The sequence below is a fragment of the Microbacterium sp. LMI1x-1-1.1 genome, assembly GCF_040676205.1.
Taxonomy (GTDB): domain Bacteria; phylum Actinomycetota; class Actinomycetes; order Actinomycetales; family Microbacteriaceae; genus Microbacterium; species Microbacterium aquilitoris.
The window spans coordinates 465,423-483,385 of record NZ_JBEGHM010000001.1 but is presented as its reverse complement, the minus strand read 5'-3'; the positions used below and the strand labels follow the sequence as shown (position 1 = coordinate 483,385).

The following is a 17,963-nucleotide window of genomic DNA, read 5'->3' as shown; positions in this document are numbered from 1 at the left end:
ACTGAATCAGAGGCGACGGGCGATGATGTCGAAGACGTGCCAGTGCTTCGGCCCCCGACCCGACGGGCCGTCCCTCTCGCGTTCGCTGAGTTCGACGATCTGCCATTGCGCAAGAAGGTCCGCAACCTCGCTCGCCGAGTGTGTGAGCACGTCGTCGCGCGCAGCCCAATCGTCGCGATGTCCGAAGAGCTGACCCGCGAAGACGCCACCCGGGCAAAGCGCCGCAGTGATCAGCGTCCAGATGTGGGCGAATTCGGTCGCGCGAGCGAACGGAAGCGAATAGCTTGCGAGGACGAGATCGGCATCCGGCAACTCGTCGAGATGCTCGAACGACGCATCCCGCGTATCGAGACGCGGTGATGCGTCCGCACGTGCCGCGATGCGCTCCCGCAGTCCGGGTGTCGCGTCGACGGACACGACCTTCCAGCCCCGATCAAGGAGGAATCGCGAGTCGACGCCGTCCCCGGCACCGAGGTCGATCGCCGTCCCTACGCGGCTCACGTGTTCGAGAGCCGCAACGAGGTGGGGCCGTGGCGCCCGGCCCGCCGCAGCGGAGTAGTACTGCTGCCAGTCGCTCGCCTCCGCCATCGGGCCATTCTCGCGCGGCGCGCTGCTCTCGGGCGCAGCATCCGCTCGCCTGTCACGAAGTGCGCGGGCGCGCGGCGTGTTGTGACAGGAGAAGCGGGCGCGACCGCGCGGCACCCCCTCGTCTGTCGCGAAGTGCGCGGGCGGGCGGCGTGTTGTGACAGGGGAACGGGATGCCCCCGGGGGCGCCCCTAGGCGACGTCGAGCGCGATGCGGGCGCGGCGCGCGACGTCGAGGATGCGCCCGACGTTCTCGACCGCGACGCCTGGTTCGTTCGCCCCGAGGTGCTCGAGGGTCGCGAGCTGCGAGGCCAGGAGCGCAGGCGGCATGAAGTGCTGACGCGACCGCATCCGACGGTCCAGCTCCTCGGGCGAGACGACCAACTCGACGAAGCGCACGTCGGGAGCGGCGGCGCGGATCCGGTCGCGGTAGCGCCGCGCGAGGGCGGAGCATGCGACGACGAGGCCCGGCGCCTCGGCGAGGGTCTGTCCGACGATGTCGAGCCAGGGCGCGCGATCATCGTCGTCGAGCGGGTGACCCGCTTCCATCTTCTCGACGTTGGCAGCGGGGTGCAGATCGTCCGCATCGACGAAGTCCACGCCGAGGTCGACAGCGAGGGCCGCGCCGACGGCGGTCTTGCCCGATCCGCTCGGACCCATGACGACGACGCGCGGTGCAGTGCTCACGATTCCACCTTCGCAGAGTTCATAGCGACGACGACCTTGCTGCTTTCGGCGGAGCGCCGTGCGGTCTCGAACGCGTCGACGGCCGCGTCGGGGCGGAACTCGTGGGTGATGACGGCCTCGATCTCGGGGCGACGCCGCAGGACCTCGATCGCCTCGTCGATCTCGTCGAGGAAGCGGAAGGCGCCCGTGAGCGTCGCCTCCTTGGAGATGAGCGGGGCGATGTTCACGCCGACCGGCTGGTTCGGCAGCATCCCGATCTGCACGATGGTGCCTCGACGGCGCACGGCGGCGATCGCGGACGACACCGCGGGTGCGGCACCGGAGCACTCGAGGATCACGTCGTAGGCGTCGGAGGGGATCTCTTCCTCACCCACGCGCCAGACGGCATCGGCCCCGAGCGCCCGTGCGCGCTCCAGCGGCTCGGGCAGCAGGTCGGTGATCTCGACGCTCGCCGCTCCCGCCTCCTGCGCGGCGACGACGGCGAGGAGCCCGATCGGACCGGCGCCGCACACGAGCACGCGCGCACCGGCGAGGGAGCCGGCGCGGCCGGCGCCGTGCAGGGCGACGGCGAGCGGCTCGGCCAGGACGGCGCGGCGCACGGGCAGGTCGGCGGGCAGGGTCCGGATCATGCCGGCATCCACCACCAGGTACTCGCTCATCGCGCCCTGCGTGTGCGGGGTCGTCGCGGCGCTGCCGAGGTAGCTGCCGCCGGGGCGCAGGTGCGGCTCGACGGGAATGGGCCCCTCGGGACCGAAGCGGGCAGGATGCACCGTCACCGGCGTGCCGGGTGCGAAGCGGCCGTCGGGGTCGAGGTCGACCCAGCCCGACAGCTCGTGCCCGGGAACGAGCGGCTCCGTCACCACGAACGCGCCGTTCGCGCCCTCGGAGTAATAGTGCAGGTCGGATCCGCAGATGCCCACGTATGCCACCCGCACGCGGACCTGCCCCGCGTCGGGCTCGGGGACGGGATGGTCCGCCACCGTGAGGTCGAGCTTGCCGCCGATGACGACTGCGTCCATGTGTGTCTCTCCTCGGATCAGACGACCGCGGTCATGCCGCCGTCGACGAACAGGTTCTGGCCGTTCACGAAGTCGCTCGCCGCCGAGGCCAGGAACACGAGCGGTCCGCGCAGCTCCGCGACGTCACCCCAGCGGCCGGCCGGGGTGCGCTGGGCGACCCAGTCCGAGAAGTCCGCGTCCGCGACGAGCGCCGCGTTCATCTCGGTGGCGAAGTACCCCGGCGACAGCGTGTTGACCTGGATGCCGTGGCGCGCCAGATCCGCGGCCATCCCGCGACTGAGCTGAGCGATACCGCCTTTGCTCGCGGCGTACGGCGCGATGGTCTGACGCCCGAGCAGCGACTGGACGGAGGCGATGTTGATGATCTTGCCCGAGCCGCGCGCGATCATGCCGGGCGCGACGAAGCGCGACACGTAGAACGCGCTCGACAGGTTGCTCGAGATGACGGCATCCCAGTCCGCGACGGGGAACTCCGCGAAGGGCGCCCGTCGCTGGATACCGGCGTTGTTGACGAGGATGTCGGGTGTCCCGACCCGCTCGACGAGCTCACCGATCGCCGTCTCGACAGCCGCGGCATCCGTCACGTCGAACAGGGTCGTTTCAGGACGGACGCCGGTGCGCTCGGCGATCGCGTCGGCGCTGCGGCCGACCGCCTCGGCGTCGCGGCCATGCACGATGACGCGGGCGCCCGCCTCGGCGAGACCGACGGCGAGGCTCTGGCCGAGCCCTCGCGACGATCCCGTCACGAGGGCCAGGCGGCCGGTGAGGTCGAAGACGTCAGACAAGGGACACCGCGCCGAAGATGCCGAGCACGATGAGGAAACCGACGACCGATTCGATGGCCTGCTGCACGGTCCAGGTCTTGAGCGTCGTCTTGACGTCCATGCCCATGAGGCGACCGACGAGCCAGAAGCCGGAGTCGTTGACGTGACCGGCGAAGACCGAGCCGGCGGCGGTGGCGAGCACGATGCAGGCGACCTGCAGCGGGTTGAAGCCGCCGGAGACCACGGCCGGGGCGACGAGGCCCGCGGCGGTCACGAGGGCGACCGTGGCCGAACCCTGCGCCACGCGGAGGAGGACGGCGATGATGTAGGCGGCGAAGATGACCGGCACACCGATCGAGGCGAGAGAGTCCGAGAGCGCGTCGCCGATGCCCGAGGCGCGAAGGACTCCGCCGAACATGCCACCGGCGCCGGTGATGAGGACGACCGAGCAGATCGGCCCCAGCGAGGACTCGACGATCTTGTCTAGAGCGCTGCCGCCGACACCGCGGCGGGTGCCGAGGACGAACAGGGCGACGAGCACCGCGATGAGCAGGGCGACCTGGCTCGTTCCGATGAGGCCGAGCGCCTGCACCCAGACGGCGGTGCCGTCGACGGCTCCGGACGAGACGAGCGCGGCGGAACCGGTGTTGAGGAGGATCAGGACCAGCGGGATGGCGATGACGCCGATGACGGTGCCGGCCTTCGGCGGGTTCGTGGGCTCGACGTCCTCGCCGAACAGGCGCGGAATAGCGAGCGGGATGCGGCGGTCGATGAAGCGCGCCCAGAGGTAACCACTGAGGTACCAGGTGGGGATCGCGACGACGAGACCGATGAGCAGGACGAGGCCGAGGTTGGCGCCGTAGGTCTCGCTGGCCGTGATGGGGCCGGGGTGCGGCGGCACGAAGACGTGCATGACCGAGAAGGCGGCGGCGGCCGAGATGCCGTAGAGCAGCATGTGCTTGCCGCCGATGCGCCGGGCCACCGCGAAGATGATCGGCAGCATGACGACGAGGCCGGCGTCGAAGAACATCGGGAAGCCCATGAGGAGCGACGCGACGCTGAGGGCGATCGCGGCTCGCTTCTCGCCGAAGACCGAGACCATCTTCTCGGCGAGCACGCGGGCGCCACCCGAGCTCTCGATGAGGGCGCCGAGCATCGCTCCGAAACCGACGAGGAGCGCGACCGTGCCCACCGTGGAACTGAAGCTGTCGATCAGCACCTTGCCGATGCTGCCGATGGGGATGCCGGTGGCCAGCGCCGTGAGCAGCGAGACCAGCACCAGCACGATGAACGCGTGCAGGCGCACCTTGATGATGAGCAGGAGGATCAGGGCGACCGCTCCGGCCGCGATCAGGAGGAGCGGTAGCGCTCCGAGTGTTTGCGTCCACTCATCCATGGGTGTGTTCTCCAGTGAATCGTCCCGGTGCCGGGGCCATTCCCGGCAGCGAGCCCACGGTGCCACATAAGTAGTACCTTTCGCAAGCGAATGATCGTACTTTTCGCGGTAGCGTGAGCATCGCTACGAAGGACACCGATGCCCACGCCTGCCACCACCGCATCCCACGCTCACATCGTCGAGACCCTCGGCCGGAGGATCGTCGGCGGTGAGCTGCCGCCCGGAACCGGGCTGACCCTCGCCGGTCTCGAGGAGTCGTTCACTGCATCGCGGACGGTCGTGCGCGAAGCGGTCCGGGTCCTCGAAGCGCACGGGCTGCTGACCTCGCGTCGCCGCGTCGGGCTCGTCGTCCGTCCGCAGGCGGAGTGGGACATCCTCAACGCGGACATCATCGAGTGGTCGCTCGACAGTCCGCGCCGGCGCGACGTGCTGATCGAGCTGACCGACCTGCGCGTCGCCGTCGAACCCGTCGCCGCCCGGCTGGCCGCGGAACGGGCGGGGGATGCCGAGCGCGACGAGCTCGTGCGGTGGGCGACGCTGCTCAGCGACCTCGGAAATCAGGGACTCGGTGACTCGGACGAGTACCTCGACGCCGACATCGCGTATCACCGGCTTCTGCTGAAAGCCTCGGGCAACGCCCTGTTCGAGAAGCTCGGCGACCCCATCGCCGAGATCCTGCGCGGCCGATCGGTGCGAGGGCTGACGCCCGGGATGCCGCGGGTCGGCACCCTCGAGGCCCACCTCGCGACGGCCCAGGCGATCCGCGACGGCCGCGGTGCCGACGCGGAGGCCTCGGCCCGGGAGCACCTGACCCTCGTCTCCGGCGAGGTCGAGGAAGTCTGACTCGCACAGGCCGCCGTGGTCGGCGCTCGCCCGTCGCGATGTGCGGGGCCACGCGGCGTGTTGTGACAGGGGAGGGCGTGGCGGGGTTGGCCGTCGGTGCTCGCCTGTCGCGATGTGTGGGGCTGCGCGGCGTGTCGTGACAGGGGAGGGATGCCGCGCGGCGCCGGCTGCTTGACGCGTATACCCTAGGGGGGTACCGTATTCAGCATGAACGGATACGACGCGAACAAGGACGATCTGCAGAAGCGGCTGCGCCGCGTCGAAGGCCAGGTTCGCGGCATCGCGCGCATGGTCGACGAGGACAAGTACTGCATCGACATCCTCACGCAGGTCTCCGCCGCGACGAAGGCGCTCGAGACCGTCGCGCTCTCGCTGTTGTCCGACCACCTCAGCCACTGCGTCGCCGAGGCGAGTGCCGAAGGCGGCCAGGTCGCCGCCGACAAGATCCGCGAGGCGAACGACGCGATCGCGCGTCTCGTCCGCTCCTGAAACCCGGAGGTAGAACACCATGACCGACCGCATCCAGCTCGGACTCACCGACGTCTCCGCGTCCGCCGCAGCCCCGGCATCCGCTGTCAACGAAGAACTCCTCGTCACCGGGATGACCTGCGCGCACTGCGTCGCGAGCGTTCGTGAAGAGCTCTCCGAGATCGACGGTGTCGAGGCTGTGTCCGTCGACCTCGTCGCCGGCGGCACCTCGCACGTCACCGTGCACAGCGCGACCCCCCTCGACGACGACGCCCTGACCGCCGCCATCGAGGAGGCCGGATACACCCGGGTGTCGGCGTGAGCACCACCGACGTCGAGCTCGACATCTCGGGGATGACCTGTGCCTCGTGCGCCACCCGCATCGAGCGGAAACTCAACAAGCTCCCCGGCGTCGAGGCATCCGTCAACTACGCCACCGAGAAGGCGCGGGTCCGTGCCGAGGGTGTCGAGACAGCGCAGCTCATCGCGGCCGTCGAGGCCGCGGGGTACGCCGCGACCGTACCCACGCCCGAGCCGGAAGCTGCCGAGTCCGAGGACGAGACGAAGCCCCTCCGACAGCGGCTGCTGATCAGCACCGCCCTGTCGCTGCCCGTTGCGCTGATGTCGATGATCCCCGCGCTGCAGTTCGAGAACTGGCAGTGGCTCGCGCTGACCCTCGCCGCCCCCGTCGCGGTCTGGGGCGCGTGGCCGTTCCACCGGGCCGCCGCCGTCAACCTGCGCCACGGCGCGGCGACGATGGACACCCTCATCAGCCTCGGAGTGATCGCCTCGTTCGGCTGGTCCCTCTACGCGCTCTTCTTCGGCGGCGCCGGCATGCCCGGCATGACCATGACCTTCACGCTGGTGGGTGCGCCGCGGGCGGGCGGGCACGAGATCTACCTCGAGGTCGCCGCGCTCGTGACGGTCTTCATCCTCGCGGGCCGCTACATCGAGGCCCGCGCGAAGCGGGCGTCGTCCGAGGCGCTGCGCGCGCTCCTCGAACTCGGGGCGACGGATGCCGCGAAGCTGCACGACGGTGTCGAGACGCGCGTTCCCGTCTCACAGCTCGTCGTCGGCGACACGGTCGTCGTGCGACCGGGTGAGAAGATCCCGTCGGACGGCCTCGTCACCGCAGGGCTCAGCAGCATCGACGCGAGCATGCTCACGGGTGAGTCGATGCCCGTCGAGGTCGCCGAAGGGTCCCGCGTCGTCGGCGCGACGATCAACGTCGACGGGCGCCTCGAGGTGCAGATCACCCGCGTCGGTGCCGACACCGAACTGGCGCGGATGCGGCGGCTAATGGAGGAGGCGCAGACCGGCAAGGCCGAGGTGCAGCGCCTCGCCGACCGGGTCTCGGCGGTCTTCGTGCCCGTCGTGATCGGGCTCGCGCTCGCCGCCCTCGTCGGCTGGACGATCGCCGGTGCGCCGTGGGAGCTCGCCTTCACCGCGGCCGTCGCGACGCTCATCATCGCGTGCCCGTGTGCGCTCGGACTCGCGACCCCGACCGCCCTGCTGGTGGGGACCGGACGCGGGTCGCAGCTCGGCATCCTGATCCGCGGACCTCAGGTGCTCGAGCAGACGCGCACCGTCGACATGATCGTGCTCGACAAGACCGGCACCGTCACGACCGGACGCATGAGCGTCACCGAAGTGCTGCCTGCGGGCGTGTCCCGCGATGAGCTTCTTGCGGTCGCTGCGGCAGTGGAGTCGGGGTCGGAGCACCCGGTCGCCCGCGCGATCGTCGCGGCATCGGCCCCGGGGAGTGTCGAGTTGTTCCAGTCGCACGCCGGGTTCGGTGTGCAGGGCGTCATCGACGGCGCGGCCGTCGTCGCGGGCCGGCCGTCGTGGCTGGCCGAGCAGTGGGCCGTCGCCGTGCCCGCGGATCTGCCCGAGGGGACGGTCGTCGCGGTCGCGCGCGACGGCGCATACCTCGGTGCGATCGTCGTGGCCGACACGGTGAAGGACTCGAGCGCCGCGGCGATCGCCCGGTTCCGCGAGCTCGGGCTCGAGCCGATCCTGTTGACCGGCGACACGGCCTCATCGGCAGCGCGGGTCGCCGCCGACGTCGGGATCTCCCGCGTCGAAGCCGGCGTGACTCCGGCGGGCAAGCTCGACGCGATCCGTCGCCTGCAGGGTGAGGGCCGGGTCGTCGCGATGGTCGGTGACGGCGTCAACGACGCCGCGGCGCTCGCCGCTGCCGACCTCGGCATCGCGATGGGCGGCGGAACGGATGCGGCGATCGCGGCATCCGACATCACCGTCGTCTCGGGCGACCTCACCGTCGTCGCCGATGCGGTGCGCCTCGCGCGGCGGACCCTGGGCGTCATCAAGGGCAACCTGTTCTGGGCGTTCGCGTACAACGTCGCCGCGATCCCGCTCGCGATGGCGGCGCTGCTGAACCCGCTCGTCGCCGCGGCCGCCATGGCGCTGTCATCCGTGTTCGTGGTGACGAACAGCCTGCGTCTGCGCGGGTTCCAGGGGGTCGGGCGGGGCTGAGCGTGTGCTCGGCGCGCGGGCGTCGCGCCCGTTCGCGGATGCAATAGTTCGAGCGCGACACGCCGGGCCGCGGCATCCCTCACCGGGGTGTCGCCCCGGATCTCTTGCATTCGTTGACAGGGTGGCGGGCGGGAAGCGTCGAGGGAAATGTTCACCGATGCAATGGATGCCGAGCGACACGCCGCACTCCGGCATCCATCACCCGCGTGTCGCTTCGGATCTCTTGCATCGGCGGACGCCGAAGCGCGTGGAGGTGCAAGCGATGATGGAGCTGATGCTCGCGAACAGCCACGTCCTCCTCACCCCGATCACTCCTGACATCGCCCGCCGGATCATCGATCGCACCGAGCAACCGGGTGACGACTGGCATCCCGACTACCCGTTCGTCGACGAACTCGACCCGTTGGCCGCGCTGGCGGCCTCGGAACCGTCGGAGACTCCGTTCACGATGTACGCGATCCGGCGTCCTGATGACCGCGTCGCCGTCGGCGGATTCGGGTTCTTCGGGCCGCCCGATGCGAGCGGCGCGGTCGAATTCGGTTACGGCCTGATACCCGCGGCACGAGGGTATGGGCTCGCATCTGCCGCGGTCATGCTCGCCCTGCATCACGCCGGGCAGTGGGGTGCGCTTCGCGCGAAGGCCGACACCGAACGCACCAACGCGGCATCCCGCCGGGTGCTCGAGAAAGCAGGGCTTCACGAGGTCGGCCGACGTGGGGACCTCGTGTTCTTCGAACGCGCCCTCGGCACCGTGACACGATCGGATCATGACTGACGCCGTATACGCCGAGCTCGATCGACTGCTGGCCGCACGCGATCGCGACGACATGGCGCCGACACTGGCGGCTCTGAAAGTCATCCACGACGAGCATCCGACGGACGCGCGGGTGCTCTACGAGTACGCGGGCGCGCACGATACGGCCGGTCAGGAACAAGCGGCTGCCGAGCTCTACGCACAGGCTCTCGCGGCTGACCTCGAGGGAGATGTTCGTCGCCGTTGTCTCCTGCAGTACGGCAGCACGCTGCGCAACCTCGGTCGGCTCGATGAGTCGATCGCGCTTTTCGCCGCGGCACGGGACGAGTTTCCGGATGCCGCATCCCTCGCCGTCTTCGAGGCGATCACGCTGCACGCGGCGGGGCACGTGCACGCCGCGCTCGGATCGCTCCTCGATGTGATCGCCAGCTACGTCGACTCTCCCGAGCTCGAGCGCTACAAGCCGGCGATCCGCGGCAACGCCGCCTATCTGCGCGACCTGGACGCGGGAGAATCCGCCGGCTAGACCCCGGCCTCGCCGTGGCGCGCGTTCCGCAGCGGCGAGAACACGATCACCAACGCAGCGACGGCGAAGACCGCGGCCGCGACGCCGAGGCTGGCCGCGTACCCGAGCCAGGTGGCGAGCACCCCGGCGCCGAGGGCACCGAAGAAGAAGACGATGCGGTTCGTCGTGCGGATCGTCGCGTTCATGCGGCCCTGGATCGCATCGGGCGCGATCGCCTGACGATACGAGATGTCGTTCGCATCCTCGACGCCCATCGCCAGGCCGAAGAGGAACTGCGCGATCGACACGATCACGAGGAGCACCGTCATGGTCGTCGCGCTGCTGAGAGGGACGACCGCCAGGAGCAGCCACGGCACGACCGTCAGGCTGCGGCCGACGAGGATCGCCCGCCCGGCTCCGATCCGCTCGCCGACGGCGGGCGCGATGATCGCGCCGAGGAAGCCGCCGACCCCGCCGACGGCCACCGCGATGCCGTAGGCCCAGGCCGGCATCCCCAGTTCTCGGAGCGCGAAGACGGCGAACACGGTCGCCACGATGCTGTTGCCGAGGAACCAGACGTGCACCGACAGCGCCAGCGGGCGAAGCGTTTTGTGCCGGTACGTGAAGCGCATGCCTTCGACGATGTCGTGACCGATGTGACGACCCGCCCTGCGGGGAGCGGGCGCGGACTCGGTGACCCGGATGCGGGACTGGAGAACGGCCGACACCGCATGGATGACGGCCTCGAACACGAAGATGAGAGGCGCGCCGACGAGGGTGAGGAGTGCGCCCCCGGCAGCAGGGCCCGCCGTCCCCGCGACGGTCTCGCTCTGGCCGAGTCTCGCGTTCGCCGACACGAGGGACGACCGGGGGACGATCTGCGGCACGAACGGCTGCTCCGCCGACTGGGCGAACAGGGTCAGGACTCCGAGCGTGAGCATGATCGCCGCGAGCGACCAGAAGTCGAGGTGGCCGAGCAGCAGCAGGACCGGGATCAGCGCGAAGACGACCGCGCGGCCGATGCTCGTCAGCACCAGCGTGCGCTGCCGGTTCCAACGATCCATCAGCGCTCCGATGATGAACCCGAGAAAGAGGTACGGCGCGACGCCCAGCGCGTTCAGGATGCCGATCTGCGCCGGCGTCGCCGCGACCACCGTGACGATGAGCACTTGGAACGCGACGTTCGCGATGGCCGACCCGAACGCGCGGATGGTCGTCGCCGTCCAGAAGAGTCGGAACGCCGCGATGCGCAGGACCTCGGTTCGGCCTTCGCCGGACGATCCCGGCGGGCCCGCGTTGCGCATGGTGCGACCCTATCCGCGCGGGTGGGCGGGTGATGCGCGGTCAGCGGAAGTAAGCATCCGGGAGCAGTTCGCCGACCGGCCGCATCACGGGACCGTCGGCAGTGGGGATGGCGACCAGGATGTCCGGGTGCTGGTCGAGCAGGACCTGACGGCACCGGCCGCATGGTGGGATCAGGCCGCGCCCACCGTCGCCGGCCGCAGCGATGGCGAGGAGTCGCGGTGCCCCAGCGGTCGCCGCGACGCCGAGAGCGACCAACTCTGCGCAGGGCCCGCCGGTGAAGTGGAAGACGTTCACGGCCTCGTGGACGCGACCGTCGATGTCGATCACGGCGGCGGCGACGGTGTGGTTCGCGTTCTCCCCCAGCGTGCGGGCACGGGCCTCAGCCGCGGCGATGACCTGTTGGTCAGGTTCAGAGGGTCGCATGGAGGGCAACTGTAGTGTGCGCTGGGTCTTGTCATCGCTGGTGCGCAGGTTCGGACGACACACACCTTGTCGACCTAGGCGGCGGCGTCCGCTCAATGCACGGCGCTGGCGGGTCGGAGGGTCGCGCCCATCTGCACGCGCCGCCCGTAGCGGTCGAGTCCGAGGCGTGCCTCGACCTCGACGAGGGAGCGGTGGAACGCGGTCGAGGGCTCCTCCTCGGCGAAGCCCACCGTCGCGTAGAACGGTGCGTTCCACGGCACGTCCGCAAACGTCCGGAGCGTGATCCGCGAATGCCCGCGTTCACCGGCGTGACGCTTCGCGGCCTCCGTCAGGGCCCGGCCCAGGCCCCGCCGCGCGAACGCCGGACTGACGGACAGCTGCTCCAGGTGGCACGCGTCGTCGATCTCCAGAACGTGCACGAAGCCCACGACGTCCTCGTCGACCTCCGCGACGAGAACGAACCCCAGGTCCGTGATGCGCTCCGCACCCGGGGGCGCCGGCGACCATGCATCGGGTTCGAGCCGGTCGATCAGGAGACGGTCCGCGTCGTTCTCGATCCGTTCGATCGAGGTCGCGTCCGCCGTGGTTGCGAACCTGATGCGTGGCGACACCTGACCAACGTACAAGTAGGCGGCATCCGGGGTCATGGTCGGAAGCCCGCGAAGCCAGCCTGTCGAGGTGATCTTCCGGCCCCGCCGGTGATGGATGCCGGGGCGCGGCGTGTCGCGCGGCATCCATTGCATCCGTGCACAGCCGCACGCTCAGCACGCCGGCCAGGAGCCCGCGTTCGACACGGATAGAGTCCCGGAGTGTCCACAAACCCGTTCGGCGAAGTTCCTGTCCTGCCGGTGGCGATTCCGCTCGGCGTCGCACTGTTCGTCCTGCTGATCGCCGTGCTGGCGCGGCGGAAGAAGCTCACATGGGCTCGCGCCGTGACAGCTCTCGTCGTCGCGGTCTACGCCGCCGGGATCTTCGCCAACACGATCTTCCCGATCTACCTGACCCCGGTTGACAGCGGTGAGCCGTGGACCCCGAAGCTTGCGCTGGTGCCCTTCTACGACTACGAGGTCGACGACGCGCTCATGAACATCGCGGTCTTCGCACCGCTGGGAGTTCTGATTCCGCTCCTCGTGCGCCGCGCGTCCTGGGCGAAAGTTGTGCTCATCGCCGTCTCGATCAGCCTGGGGATCGAGTTCCTGCAGCTCGCGGCGCAAGCCTTCTTCGCCGGCGGTCACATCGCCGACGTCAACGACCTGATGTGGAACACCGTCGGAGGCATCGTCGGGTACGGGGTCTACCTGGTCGCTCTGCGGATCCCCGGATTGTCCGCGCTCGTTCGCCTGTTCCGGTGGCACGAAAGTCCGGCTTCGGATTCAGCGTTGGGCGCACACGGTGTCGGCGGACCCACGCCCTCGAGATCACCTGCGAAAACGGACGCCTCTTAGTCACCGCGGCTGCGAAAACGTGAAGGCCCCACCGGCTGACCGGCGGGGCCTTCACACATTCAGTCCACCTGGCTTACTTGAACGCGTCCTTGACGTTCTCGCCGGCCTTCTTGAGGTTCGCTTCGCGCTGGTCGGCTTCGCCCTCGCGGCGAAGGTCCTCGTCATTGCGGTGCTCGCCCAGGGCTTCCTTCGCCTTGCCGGCGATGTCCTGCGCAGCGTTCTTGATCTTGTCGTCGAGACCCATGGCACACTCCTCAGTTCGTGGGATCCCAGGATCCGACTCGCGACGATTCCACTCAACCGCTTGATTTCGGCGCCGATTGGTGAGAGTCACAACTCGCGCCGCCGACTCGCCGTCGCCTCGTAGGCGTGCAGCCACACGAGGTCGAACTCCTCGCGGGTGATCCGGCCTCGCACGAGGTCCTGCTCCGCGTGGTCGAGCTCGTCGGCCTGCTGTTGGATGCGGTGGGCCACATCCAACGCCGACGGCGAGAACATCGCCTGCTTCGCGGTGGATGCGCGACCGATGAGGCGGCAGTGCTCCCACTGGATGGGGAGGTCGTGGGTGGTCCGATGCCGCGACGGCGGGCATCCTGCGTGTGCGGGTGGGCGAGGTCGCCGGTCATCACGCACGGCGTCCCTTCGAGCTCGGCCAGGCGCGTCAGCGACACACCCGCCACGGTCACATCGCGCACCTCCGCGACCGTGTGCTCGGGCCATGCCCGCCGTTCGATCGGATCGGGGATGCTGCGTCGCAGCGAGGGGAGGACCGTGGTCAACGTCATGAGCACAGTCCTAAGCGCTCGCCGAGGCCCGCGGAACAGGTCCGAACGGAACCCATACGGCCGGCCCGCGCGTCGCATCGGGCACCTAGGGTGAGGGGATGTTCACCGTCACCGAGTCCGTCACCATCGACCGCCCGGTGACCGAGGTGTTCGACTTCTTCACCGAGGGCCGCGCCCGCTGGGACGAGTCCGTCATCTCCGAGGAGCTCACCTCATCGCCGCCCGTCGGCGTCGGGTCGACTCTCCACACGCGGATGCGGGCGGTCGGCCGCGAGGTCGACTTCGACTGGCGCGTCACGGCCTACGACCCCGGTGCGCGGATGGCGGTGACCAGCACGAGCGGGATCATGGCCACGTCCTCCGACCTGCAGTTCGCCGACGCGAACGGCGCGACCGTCGTCGCCGTGCGCATCGACGCCGAGCCGACCGGGATCATGCGCCTCGCGGAGCCGATGATCGCCGACTCGATTCGCTCGACGCTGTCGACGTCGCTCACGCGCGCGAAGCGGATGCTCGAAAGCTCCTGACCCGGCGTCATCCTCTCGGCTGACACGGATGCCTCTCCAGGCCGACGCCCCGCGCGCGACGACTGCGTAGACAGGAAGCATGAAGCGCACACTCGCCGCCCTGTCCCTCGTCCTCGCCGCCGCCGGGCTCACGACCGCCTGCGCGCCGGGGAGTAGTGACGTCGAAGACCACGTCGTGAAGGCAGTGAGCGAAGGCCCGTCCGTCCCGGTCGCAGACCTGGTCGACGACGCGGACGCGAAGCGGTTCACGATCGTGTGCCCGTACGAGCTGCCCGCGGATGTCGCGACCCGCCTCGGCGTCTCGGCGAAGGACCTCCCCGATCTGTCGAAACGCGACGACGCGCAGGCGCTCGTCGCCGTGACGGCGAACGGCGTCGATGCGGCCGAGTTCCGACGCGAACGCGTCGACCTCTGCTCCTCGGAGGGGCCGTGGCCGGTGTACGAGAAAACGGACACGGCCACCGTCGCCGTCACGCGGAACGAGGACGACGTCTACATCGTCACCCGAGCGAGCTGACGGCCTGTCACTTCACGAGCGGACGCACCGTCGTGAAGCCGCCGTCGACAGGGATCACCTGACCGGTGATGCGACCGGCATCCGTCGACAGCAGCCAGTCCATGACGGCCGCGACATCCTCGGCAGTCTGCACACCACCGAGCGGGTACTGCTTCTCGGCGCCCTCGCGCTGCATCGGCACGCTCAGCATGCCGGCGGTCATCGGGGTGTCGGTCACGCCCGGGGCGACCGCGTTGACACGGATGCCGCGCGCGGCATACGTGGCGGCGGCGCTGCGCACGAGCGCCTCGACGCCTCCCTTTGCGGCGGCGATCGCCTCGTGGTTGGCGACGCCGATGCGGGCGACGACCGAACTCGCGAACACAGCGGCACCCGGCTTCTTACCCGTCGCCTCGAGCCAGGCCTGCAGGATCCAGATGCTGCTCTCGAGGTTCACGCGCAGGATGTCGCGCGCGGCGTCGGCCTTCGTCCGATGCAGCGGGGTGATGAGCGTGCTGCCGACCGCGTGCGCGAGCCACGCCGGTGCGTCACCCAACTCGGACCGGCAGCCCTCGAGCGCCGCGGCGGCACCCTCGGGCGTCGTCACGTCGGCTTCGATGTGCGCGTCCGCATCGACGGAGGCGAGGGATGCGGCATCCCGCCCCACGGCGGCGACGCGCAGACCGCGCGCCCGCAGCCGTGCGACGAGGGCGCTTCCGACGCCACCACGGGCGCCGGTCACGAGGGCGATGTCGGTCGAGGTCATGATGCTCTCCTTGCTCAGGTGTGCGGAACCGCGATGTCGCCGCGCCGGATCGCGTCGGCGCGCTCACGGATGCCGGTGATCTCGTCGTCGTCGAGGCGCGACACGTTCTTCACCTGCAGTGACATGCGGTGATTGGCGGCGAGGGGCTCCTCGTGCCGGATGAGGTAGTCCCAGTAAAGGGTGGTGAAGGGGCACGCGTCGTCGCCTACCCGCTTGGCAGGGTCGAACGGGCACGTCTTGCAGTAGGGGCTCATGCGGTCGATGTACTTGCCGGTAGCGGCATACGGTTTGCTGCCCATCAACCCGCCGTCGGCGTATTGGCTCATCCCGAGCGTGTTCGGAAGTTCCGCCCACTCGACCGCGTCGACGTAGACCGCGAGGTACCAGGCGTGGACCTCCTTCGGATCGACGCCGAGCAGCATCGCGTACAGCCCGGTGACCATGAGCCGCTGGATGTGGTGCGCGTACCCGTTCTCGAGCGTCGTGCCGATCGCGTCCTGCAGGCACGCCATCGCCGTGTCGCCGGTCCAGTAGAAGTCGGGGAGCGGTTCGAACGCTTCGAACGCGTTCCGCTCGAGATACCCGGGCATCTGCGTCCAGTAGATGCCGCGGACGTACTCGCGCCACCCGAGGATCTGTCGGATGAAGCCCTCGACGGCAGGCAACGGCGCCTTCTTGTCGCGGTAGGCCGCCTCCGCCGCGGCGACGACCTCGCGCGGGTTCAGCATCTTCAGGTTCAACGACGACGACAGGTGCGCGTGCCAGAGCCACGGCTCGCCCGGCCACATCGCATCCTGCGTCTCGCCGAACCCGGGCAGGCGTTCCTCGATGAACACGTCGAGCGCCTCGAGCGCCTGCGCACGGGTGACCGGCCACGCGAACGAGTCGAGCGAGCCGGGGTGGTCGGCGAACCTCTTGTCGACGAGGGCGATGACCTCGCGGGTGGTCTCGTCGGGGTCGAACCGAGCGCGCGGGGGAACCAGCCCCGGTCCCTGCTTCGGGAACGCCTTGCGGTTGTCGGCGTCGTAGTTCCACGCACCGCCGACAGGCTGGCCACGGGTCGTCATCAGCACGTCGTGCTTCTTGCGCATCTCGCGGTAGAAGTACTCCATCCGCAGCGAAGTGCGGCCCTCGGCGTGCGCGGCGAACTCGGCGACGGTGCTGAAGAAGTGGCGGTCCTCACGGATGTCCAACGGGATTCCGCTGTGCTCGGCCACTTCGCGCAGCGCTTCGCGCACCCGCCACTCGCCGGGCTCCGTCACGACGAGCCGCTCGGGCTTCAGCTTGGTCACGTCGGCCGCGAGCTGGTCGGCCAGCGAGTCCTTCGTGGACCGGGCGTCGAGCTTCGCGTAGTGGAGGGGACGCCCGGCCTCCGTCAGCTCAGCGGCGAAGTGCCGCATGGACGCGAGGAAGACGGCGGTGCGCTGCTTCGTGCTCCAGACGTGCTCGGATTCGCCGGCGACCTCAGCCATCCAGACGGCATCCTGATCGGGGTCGAAGTCGTCGAACGCGCTCGAGTCGTGATCGAGCTGATCGCCCAGCACGATGACGAGGTGTCGCAGCATGGCGCCAGCGTAGGAAGAGGGTCGGACGGTTCCCAGCGCTTGTGTGCGCGACGGGGCTGCGCTAGCGGAGGGGTGTTCTGCCAGGGACTCCCTCGTCCGGGTCGCGGGGCTTAGCGTCGAGGGCAGGAGGTTGACACATGCACACCAGGACACTTGGACAGGACCTGCAGGTCTCGGCGATCGGGCTCGGAGCGATGGGGATGTCGCAGAGCTACGGACCCAACCCCGGCGACCGCAGCGAGATGATCGCGGTACTCCGTTCGGCGCTCGACGCGGGCGTCACATTCTTCGACACGGCCGAGGTCTACGGCCCGTACGTCAACGAGGAGCTCGTCGGCGAGGCCCTCGAACCGGTGCGCGACCAGGTCGTCATCGCGACGAAATTCGGGTGGGACATCCAGAACGGCCAGTCGGTCGGACTCGACAGCCGTCCGGAGCAGATCCGTCGCGTCGCCGACGCCTCGTTGCGCAGGCTCCGAACCGACACGCTCGACCTCTTCTACCAGCACCGGGTCGACCCGGACGTGCCCATCGCCGACGTCGCGGGGACGGTCGGCGAGCTCGTCGCCGAGGGGAAGGTGCGTCACTTCGGGCTGTCCGAGGCTTCCGCCGCGACGATCCGCGCCGCGCACGCCGTGTTCCCGGTGACCGCTGTCCAGAGCGAATACTCGTTGTGGACCCGCGACCCCGAGGTCGAGGTTCTGCCGACCCTGGCCGAACTCGGGATCGGCTTCGTGCCGTTCAGCCCGCTGGGCAAAGGATTCCTCACGGGAACGGTCAGCACCGACACCGCGTTCGACGACGGTGACATCCGGCGCCGGGTGCCGCGTTTCGAGGCGGAGAACCTGGCCGCGAACCAGGCGCTGGTCGATCACGTGAAGGTCCTCGCCGAGGCGAAGGATGCCGCGCCCGGCCAGATCGCGCTGGCGTGGTTGCTCGCGCAGCATCCGTCGATCGTCCCCATCCCCGGCACGCGGCGCACGTCGCGCATCCGCGAGAACGCCGCCGCGACCGAGGTGGCGCTGTCGGCGGATGAGCTAGCCGACCTCGACGGCCTCGCGCAGCGGGTCGGCGTCGCCGGCGACCGCTACAACGCGACCCTCATGGAGTACGTGAACCGCTGAGCGACGGCGGC

At 69.7% G+C, this 17,963-nt stretch carries 22 protein-coding genes; 10 read left to right on the top strand and 12 right to left on the bottom strand.

The features are described from left to right. Positions 1-6: 6 nt before the first annotated feature. The 5 genes from MRBLMI1x_RS02375 to MRBLMI1x_RS02355 form a co-directional block, all read right to left on the bottom strand. Complete coding sequence (locus MRBLMI1x_RS02375) at positions 7-588, bottom strand: class I SAM-dependent methyltransferase (protein WP_363455646.1); 582 nt, start codon at positions 586-588, stop codon at positions 7-9. 188 nt (positions 589-776) lie between these two features. Further along, complete coding sequence (locus MRBLMI1x_RS02370) at positions 777-1,271, bottom strand: gluconokinase (RefSeq protein ID WP_363455643.1); 495 nt, start codon at positions 1,269-1,271, stop codon at positions 777-779. After that, the gene (locus tag MRBLMI1x_RS02365; RefSeq protein ID WP_363455640.1) at positions 1,268-2,290 is read right to left on the bottom strand and encodes an L-idonate 5-dehydrogenase; all 1,023 of its coding nucleotides are present in this window, start codon (positions 2,288-2,290) and stop codon (positions 1,268-1,270) included. Before MRBLMI1x_RS02365 ends, MRBLMI1x_RS02370 begins: the two co-directional genes overlap by 4 nt. 17 nt (positions 2,291-2,307) lie before the next feature. Then, positions 2,308-3,075, bottom strand: a complete 768-nt coding sequence (locus MRBLMI1x_RS02360; RefSeq protein ID WP_020098341.1) for an SDR family oxidoreductase — start codon at positions 3,073-3,075, stop codon at positions 2,308-2,310. Continuing rightward, complete coding sequence (locus MRBLMI1x_RS02355; protein ID WP_116227766.1) at positions 3,068-4,450, bottom strand: GntP family permease; 1,383 nt, start codon at positions 4,448-4,450, stop codon at positions 3,068-3,070. The genes MRBLMI1x_RS02360 and MRBLMI1x_RS02355 overlap by 8 nt, the downstream gene beginning before the upstream one ends. Positions 4,451-4,588: 138 nt before the next feature. Here MRBLMI1x_RS02355 and MRBLMI1x_RS02350 point away from each other — a divergent pair, with 138 nt between their 5' ends. The 6 genes from MRBLMI1x_RS02350 to MRBLMI1x_RS02325 all read left to right on the top strand — a co-directional run bounded on the left by MRBLMI1x_RS02350 (position 4,589) and on the right by MRBLMI1x_RS02325 (position 9,537). Further along, positions 4,589-5,293, top strand: coding sequence for a FadR/GntR family transcriptional regulator (locus MRBLMI1x_RS02350; RefSeq protein WP_363455636.1), 705 nt, complete (start codon positions 4,589-4,591; stop codon positions 5,291-5,293). A gap of 207 nt (positions 5,294-5,500) precedes the next feature. Next, positions 5,501-5,782 carry a metal-sensitive transcriptional regulator gene (locus tag MRBLMI1x_RS02345; RefSeq protein WP_018187744.1) on the top strand — a complete coding sequence of 94 codons (282 nt, stop codon included), beginning with the start codon at positions 5,501-5,503 and terminating at the stop codon, positions 5,780-5,782. Positions 5,783-5,801: 19 nt separating this feature from the next. After that, complete coding sequence (locus MRBLMI1x_RS02340) at positions 5,802-6,083, top strand: heavy-metal-associated domain-containing protein (RefSeq protein ID WP_018187743.1); 282 nt, start codon at positions 5,802-5,804, stop codon at positions 6,081-6,083. Then, positions 6,080-8,257 carry a heavy metal translocating P-type ATPase gene (locus tag MRBLMI1x_RS02335; RefSeq protein WP_363455631.1) on the top strand — a complete coding sequence of 726 codons (2,178 nt, stop codon included), beginning with the start codon at positions 6,080-6,082 and terminating at the stop codon, positions 8,255-8,257. The genes MRBLMI1x_RS02340 and MRBLMI1x_RS02335 overlap by 4 nt, the downstream gene beginning before the upstream one ends. A 262-nt stretch (positions 8,258-8,519) precedes the next feature. Beyond that, the gene (locus MRBLMI1x_RS02330; protein WP_363455628.1) at positions 8,520-9,032 is read left to right on the top strand and encodes a GNAT family N-acetyltransferase; all 513 of its coding nucleotides are present in this window, start codon (positions 8,520-8,522) and stop codon (positions 9,030-9,032) included. Further along, positions 9,025-9,537, top strand: coding sequence for a tetratricopeptide repeat protein (locus tag MRBLMI1x_RS02325; RefSeq protein ID WP_363455625.1), 513 nt, complete (start codon positions 9,025-9,027; stop codon positions 9,535-9,537). The genes MRBLMI1x_RS02330 and MRBLMI1x_RS02325 overlap by 8 nt, the downstream gene beginning before the upstream one ends. Here MRBLMI1x_RS02325 and MRBLMI1x_RS02320 read toward each other — a convergent pair. The 3 genes from MRBLMI1x_RS02320 to MRBLMI1x_RS02310 all read right to left on the bottom strand — a co-directional run bounded on the left by MRBLMI1x_RS02320 (position 9,534) and on the right by MRBLMI1x_RS02310 (position 11,978). After that, positions 9,534-10,820: an MFS transporter gene (locus MRBLMI1x_RS02320; protein ID WP_363455622.1), complete on the bottom strand. Its 1,287-nt coding sequence runs from the start codon at positions 10,818-10,820 to the stop codon at positions 9,534-9,536. The two genes, MRBLMI1x_RS02325 and MRBLMI1x_RS02320, sit on opposite strands and share 4 nt — an antisense overlap. Before the next feature lie 40 nt (positions 10,821-10,860). Next, a complete protein-coding gene (locus MRBLMI1x_RS02315) occupies positions 10,861-11,244 on the bottom strand; it encodes a cytidine deaminase family protein (RefSeq protein WP_018187738.1) in 384 nt (127 codons plus the stop codon). Positions 11,245-11,336: 92 nt separating this feature from the next. Continuing rightward, positions 11,337-11,978: a GNAT family N-acetyltransferase gene (locus tag MRBLMI1x_RS02310; protein ID WP_363455618.1), complete on the bottom strand. Its 642-nt coding sequence runs from the start codon at positions 11,976-11,978 to the stop codon at positions 11,337-11,339. Positions 11,979-12,053: 75 nt separating this feature from the next. Between MRBLMI1x_RS02310 and MRBLMI1x_RS02305 the strand changes: the two genes are divergently transcribed. Next, positions 12,054-12,689 carry a VanZ family protein gene (locus MRBLMI1x_RS02305; RefSeq protein ID WP_363455615.1) on the top strand — a complete coding sequence of 212 codons (636 nt, stop codon included), beginning with the start codon at positions 12,054-12,056 and terminating at the stop codon, positions 12,687-12,689. A gap of 73 nt (positions 12,690-12,762) precedes the next feature. On the opposite strand, the gene MRBLMI1x_RS02300 is transcribed toward MRBLMI1x_RS02305, so the two are convergent. Both MRBLMI1x_RS02300 and MRBLMI1x_RS02295 read right to left on the bottom strand, forming a co-directional pair. After that, positions 12,763-12,933: a CsbD family protein gene (locus MRBLMI1x_RS02300; protein ID WP_018187735.1), complete on the bottom strand. Its 171-nt coding sequence runs from the start codon at positions 12,931-12,933 to the stop codon at positions 12,763-12,765. Between the two features lie 86 nt (positions 12,934-13,019). Continuing rightward, positions 13,020-13,322: a hypothetical protein gene (locus MRBLMI1x_RS02295; RefSeq protein ID WP_363455611.1), complete on the bottom strand. Its 303-nt coding sequence runs from the start codon at positions 13,320-13,322 to the stop codon at positions 13,020-13,022. A gap of 250 nt (positions 13,323-13,572) precedes the next feature. On the opposite strand from MRBLMI1x_RS02295, the gene MRBLMI1x_RS02290 reads away from it, so the two are divergent. Both MRBLMI1x_RS02290 and MRBLMI1x_RS02285 read left to right on the top strand, forming a co-directional pair. Beyond that, positions 13,573-14,001 (top strand): SRPBCC family protein, encoded by a 429-nt coding sequence (locus MRBLMI1x_RS02290; protein ID WP_018187733.1) that lies wholly within the window; start codon positions 13,573-13,575, stop codon positions 13,999-14,001. A 79-nt stretch (positions 14,002-14,080) separates the two neighbouring features. Beyond that, positions 14,081-14,518 (top strand): hypothetical protein, encoded by a 438-nt coding sequence (locus tag MRBLMI1x_RS02285; protein WP_336125318.1) that lies wholly within the window; start codon positions 14,081-14,083, stop codon positions 14,516-14,518. Between the two features lie 7 nt (positions 14,519-14,525). Here MRBLMI1x_RS02285 and MRBLMI1x_RS02280 read toward each other — a convergent pair whose 3' ends face one another. After that, positions 14,526-15,263: an SDR family NAD(P)-dependent oxidoreductase gene (locus MRBLMI1x_RS02280; protein WP_363455607.1), complete on the bottom strand. Its 738-nt coding sequence runs from the start codon at positions 15,261-15,263 to the stop codon at positions 14,526-14,528. Positions 15,264-15,277: 14 nt separating this feature from the next. Next, complete coding sequence (locus MRBLMI1x_RS02275) at positions 15,278-16,828, bottom strand: cryptochrome/photolyase family protein (protein WP_363455604.1); 1,551 nt, start codon at positions 16,826-16,828, stop codon at positions 15,278-15,280. Between the two features lie 137 nt (positions 16,829-16,965). On the opposite strand from MRBLMI1x_RS02275, the gene MRBLMI1x_RS02270 reads away from it, so the two are divergent. Continuing rightward, positions 16,966-17,952, top strand: coding sequence for an aldo/keto reductase (locus MRBLMI1x_RS02270; RefSeq protein ID WP_018187729.1), 987 nt, complete (start codon positions 16,966-16,968; stop codon positions 17,950-17,952). Positions 17,953-17,963 lie beyond the last annotated feature (11 nt).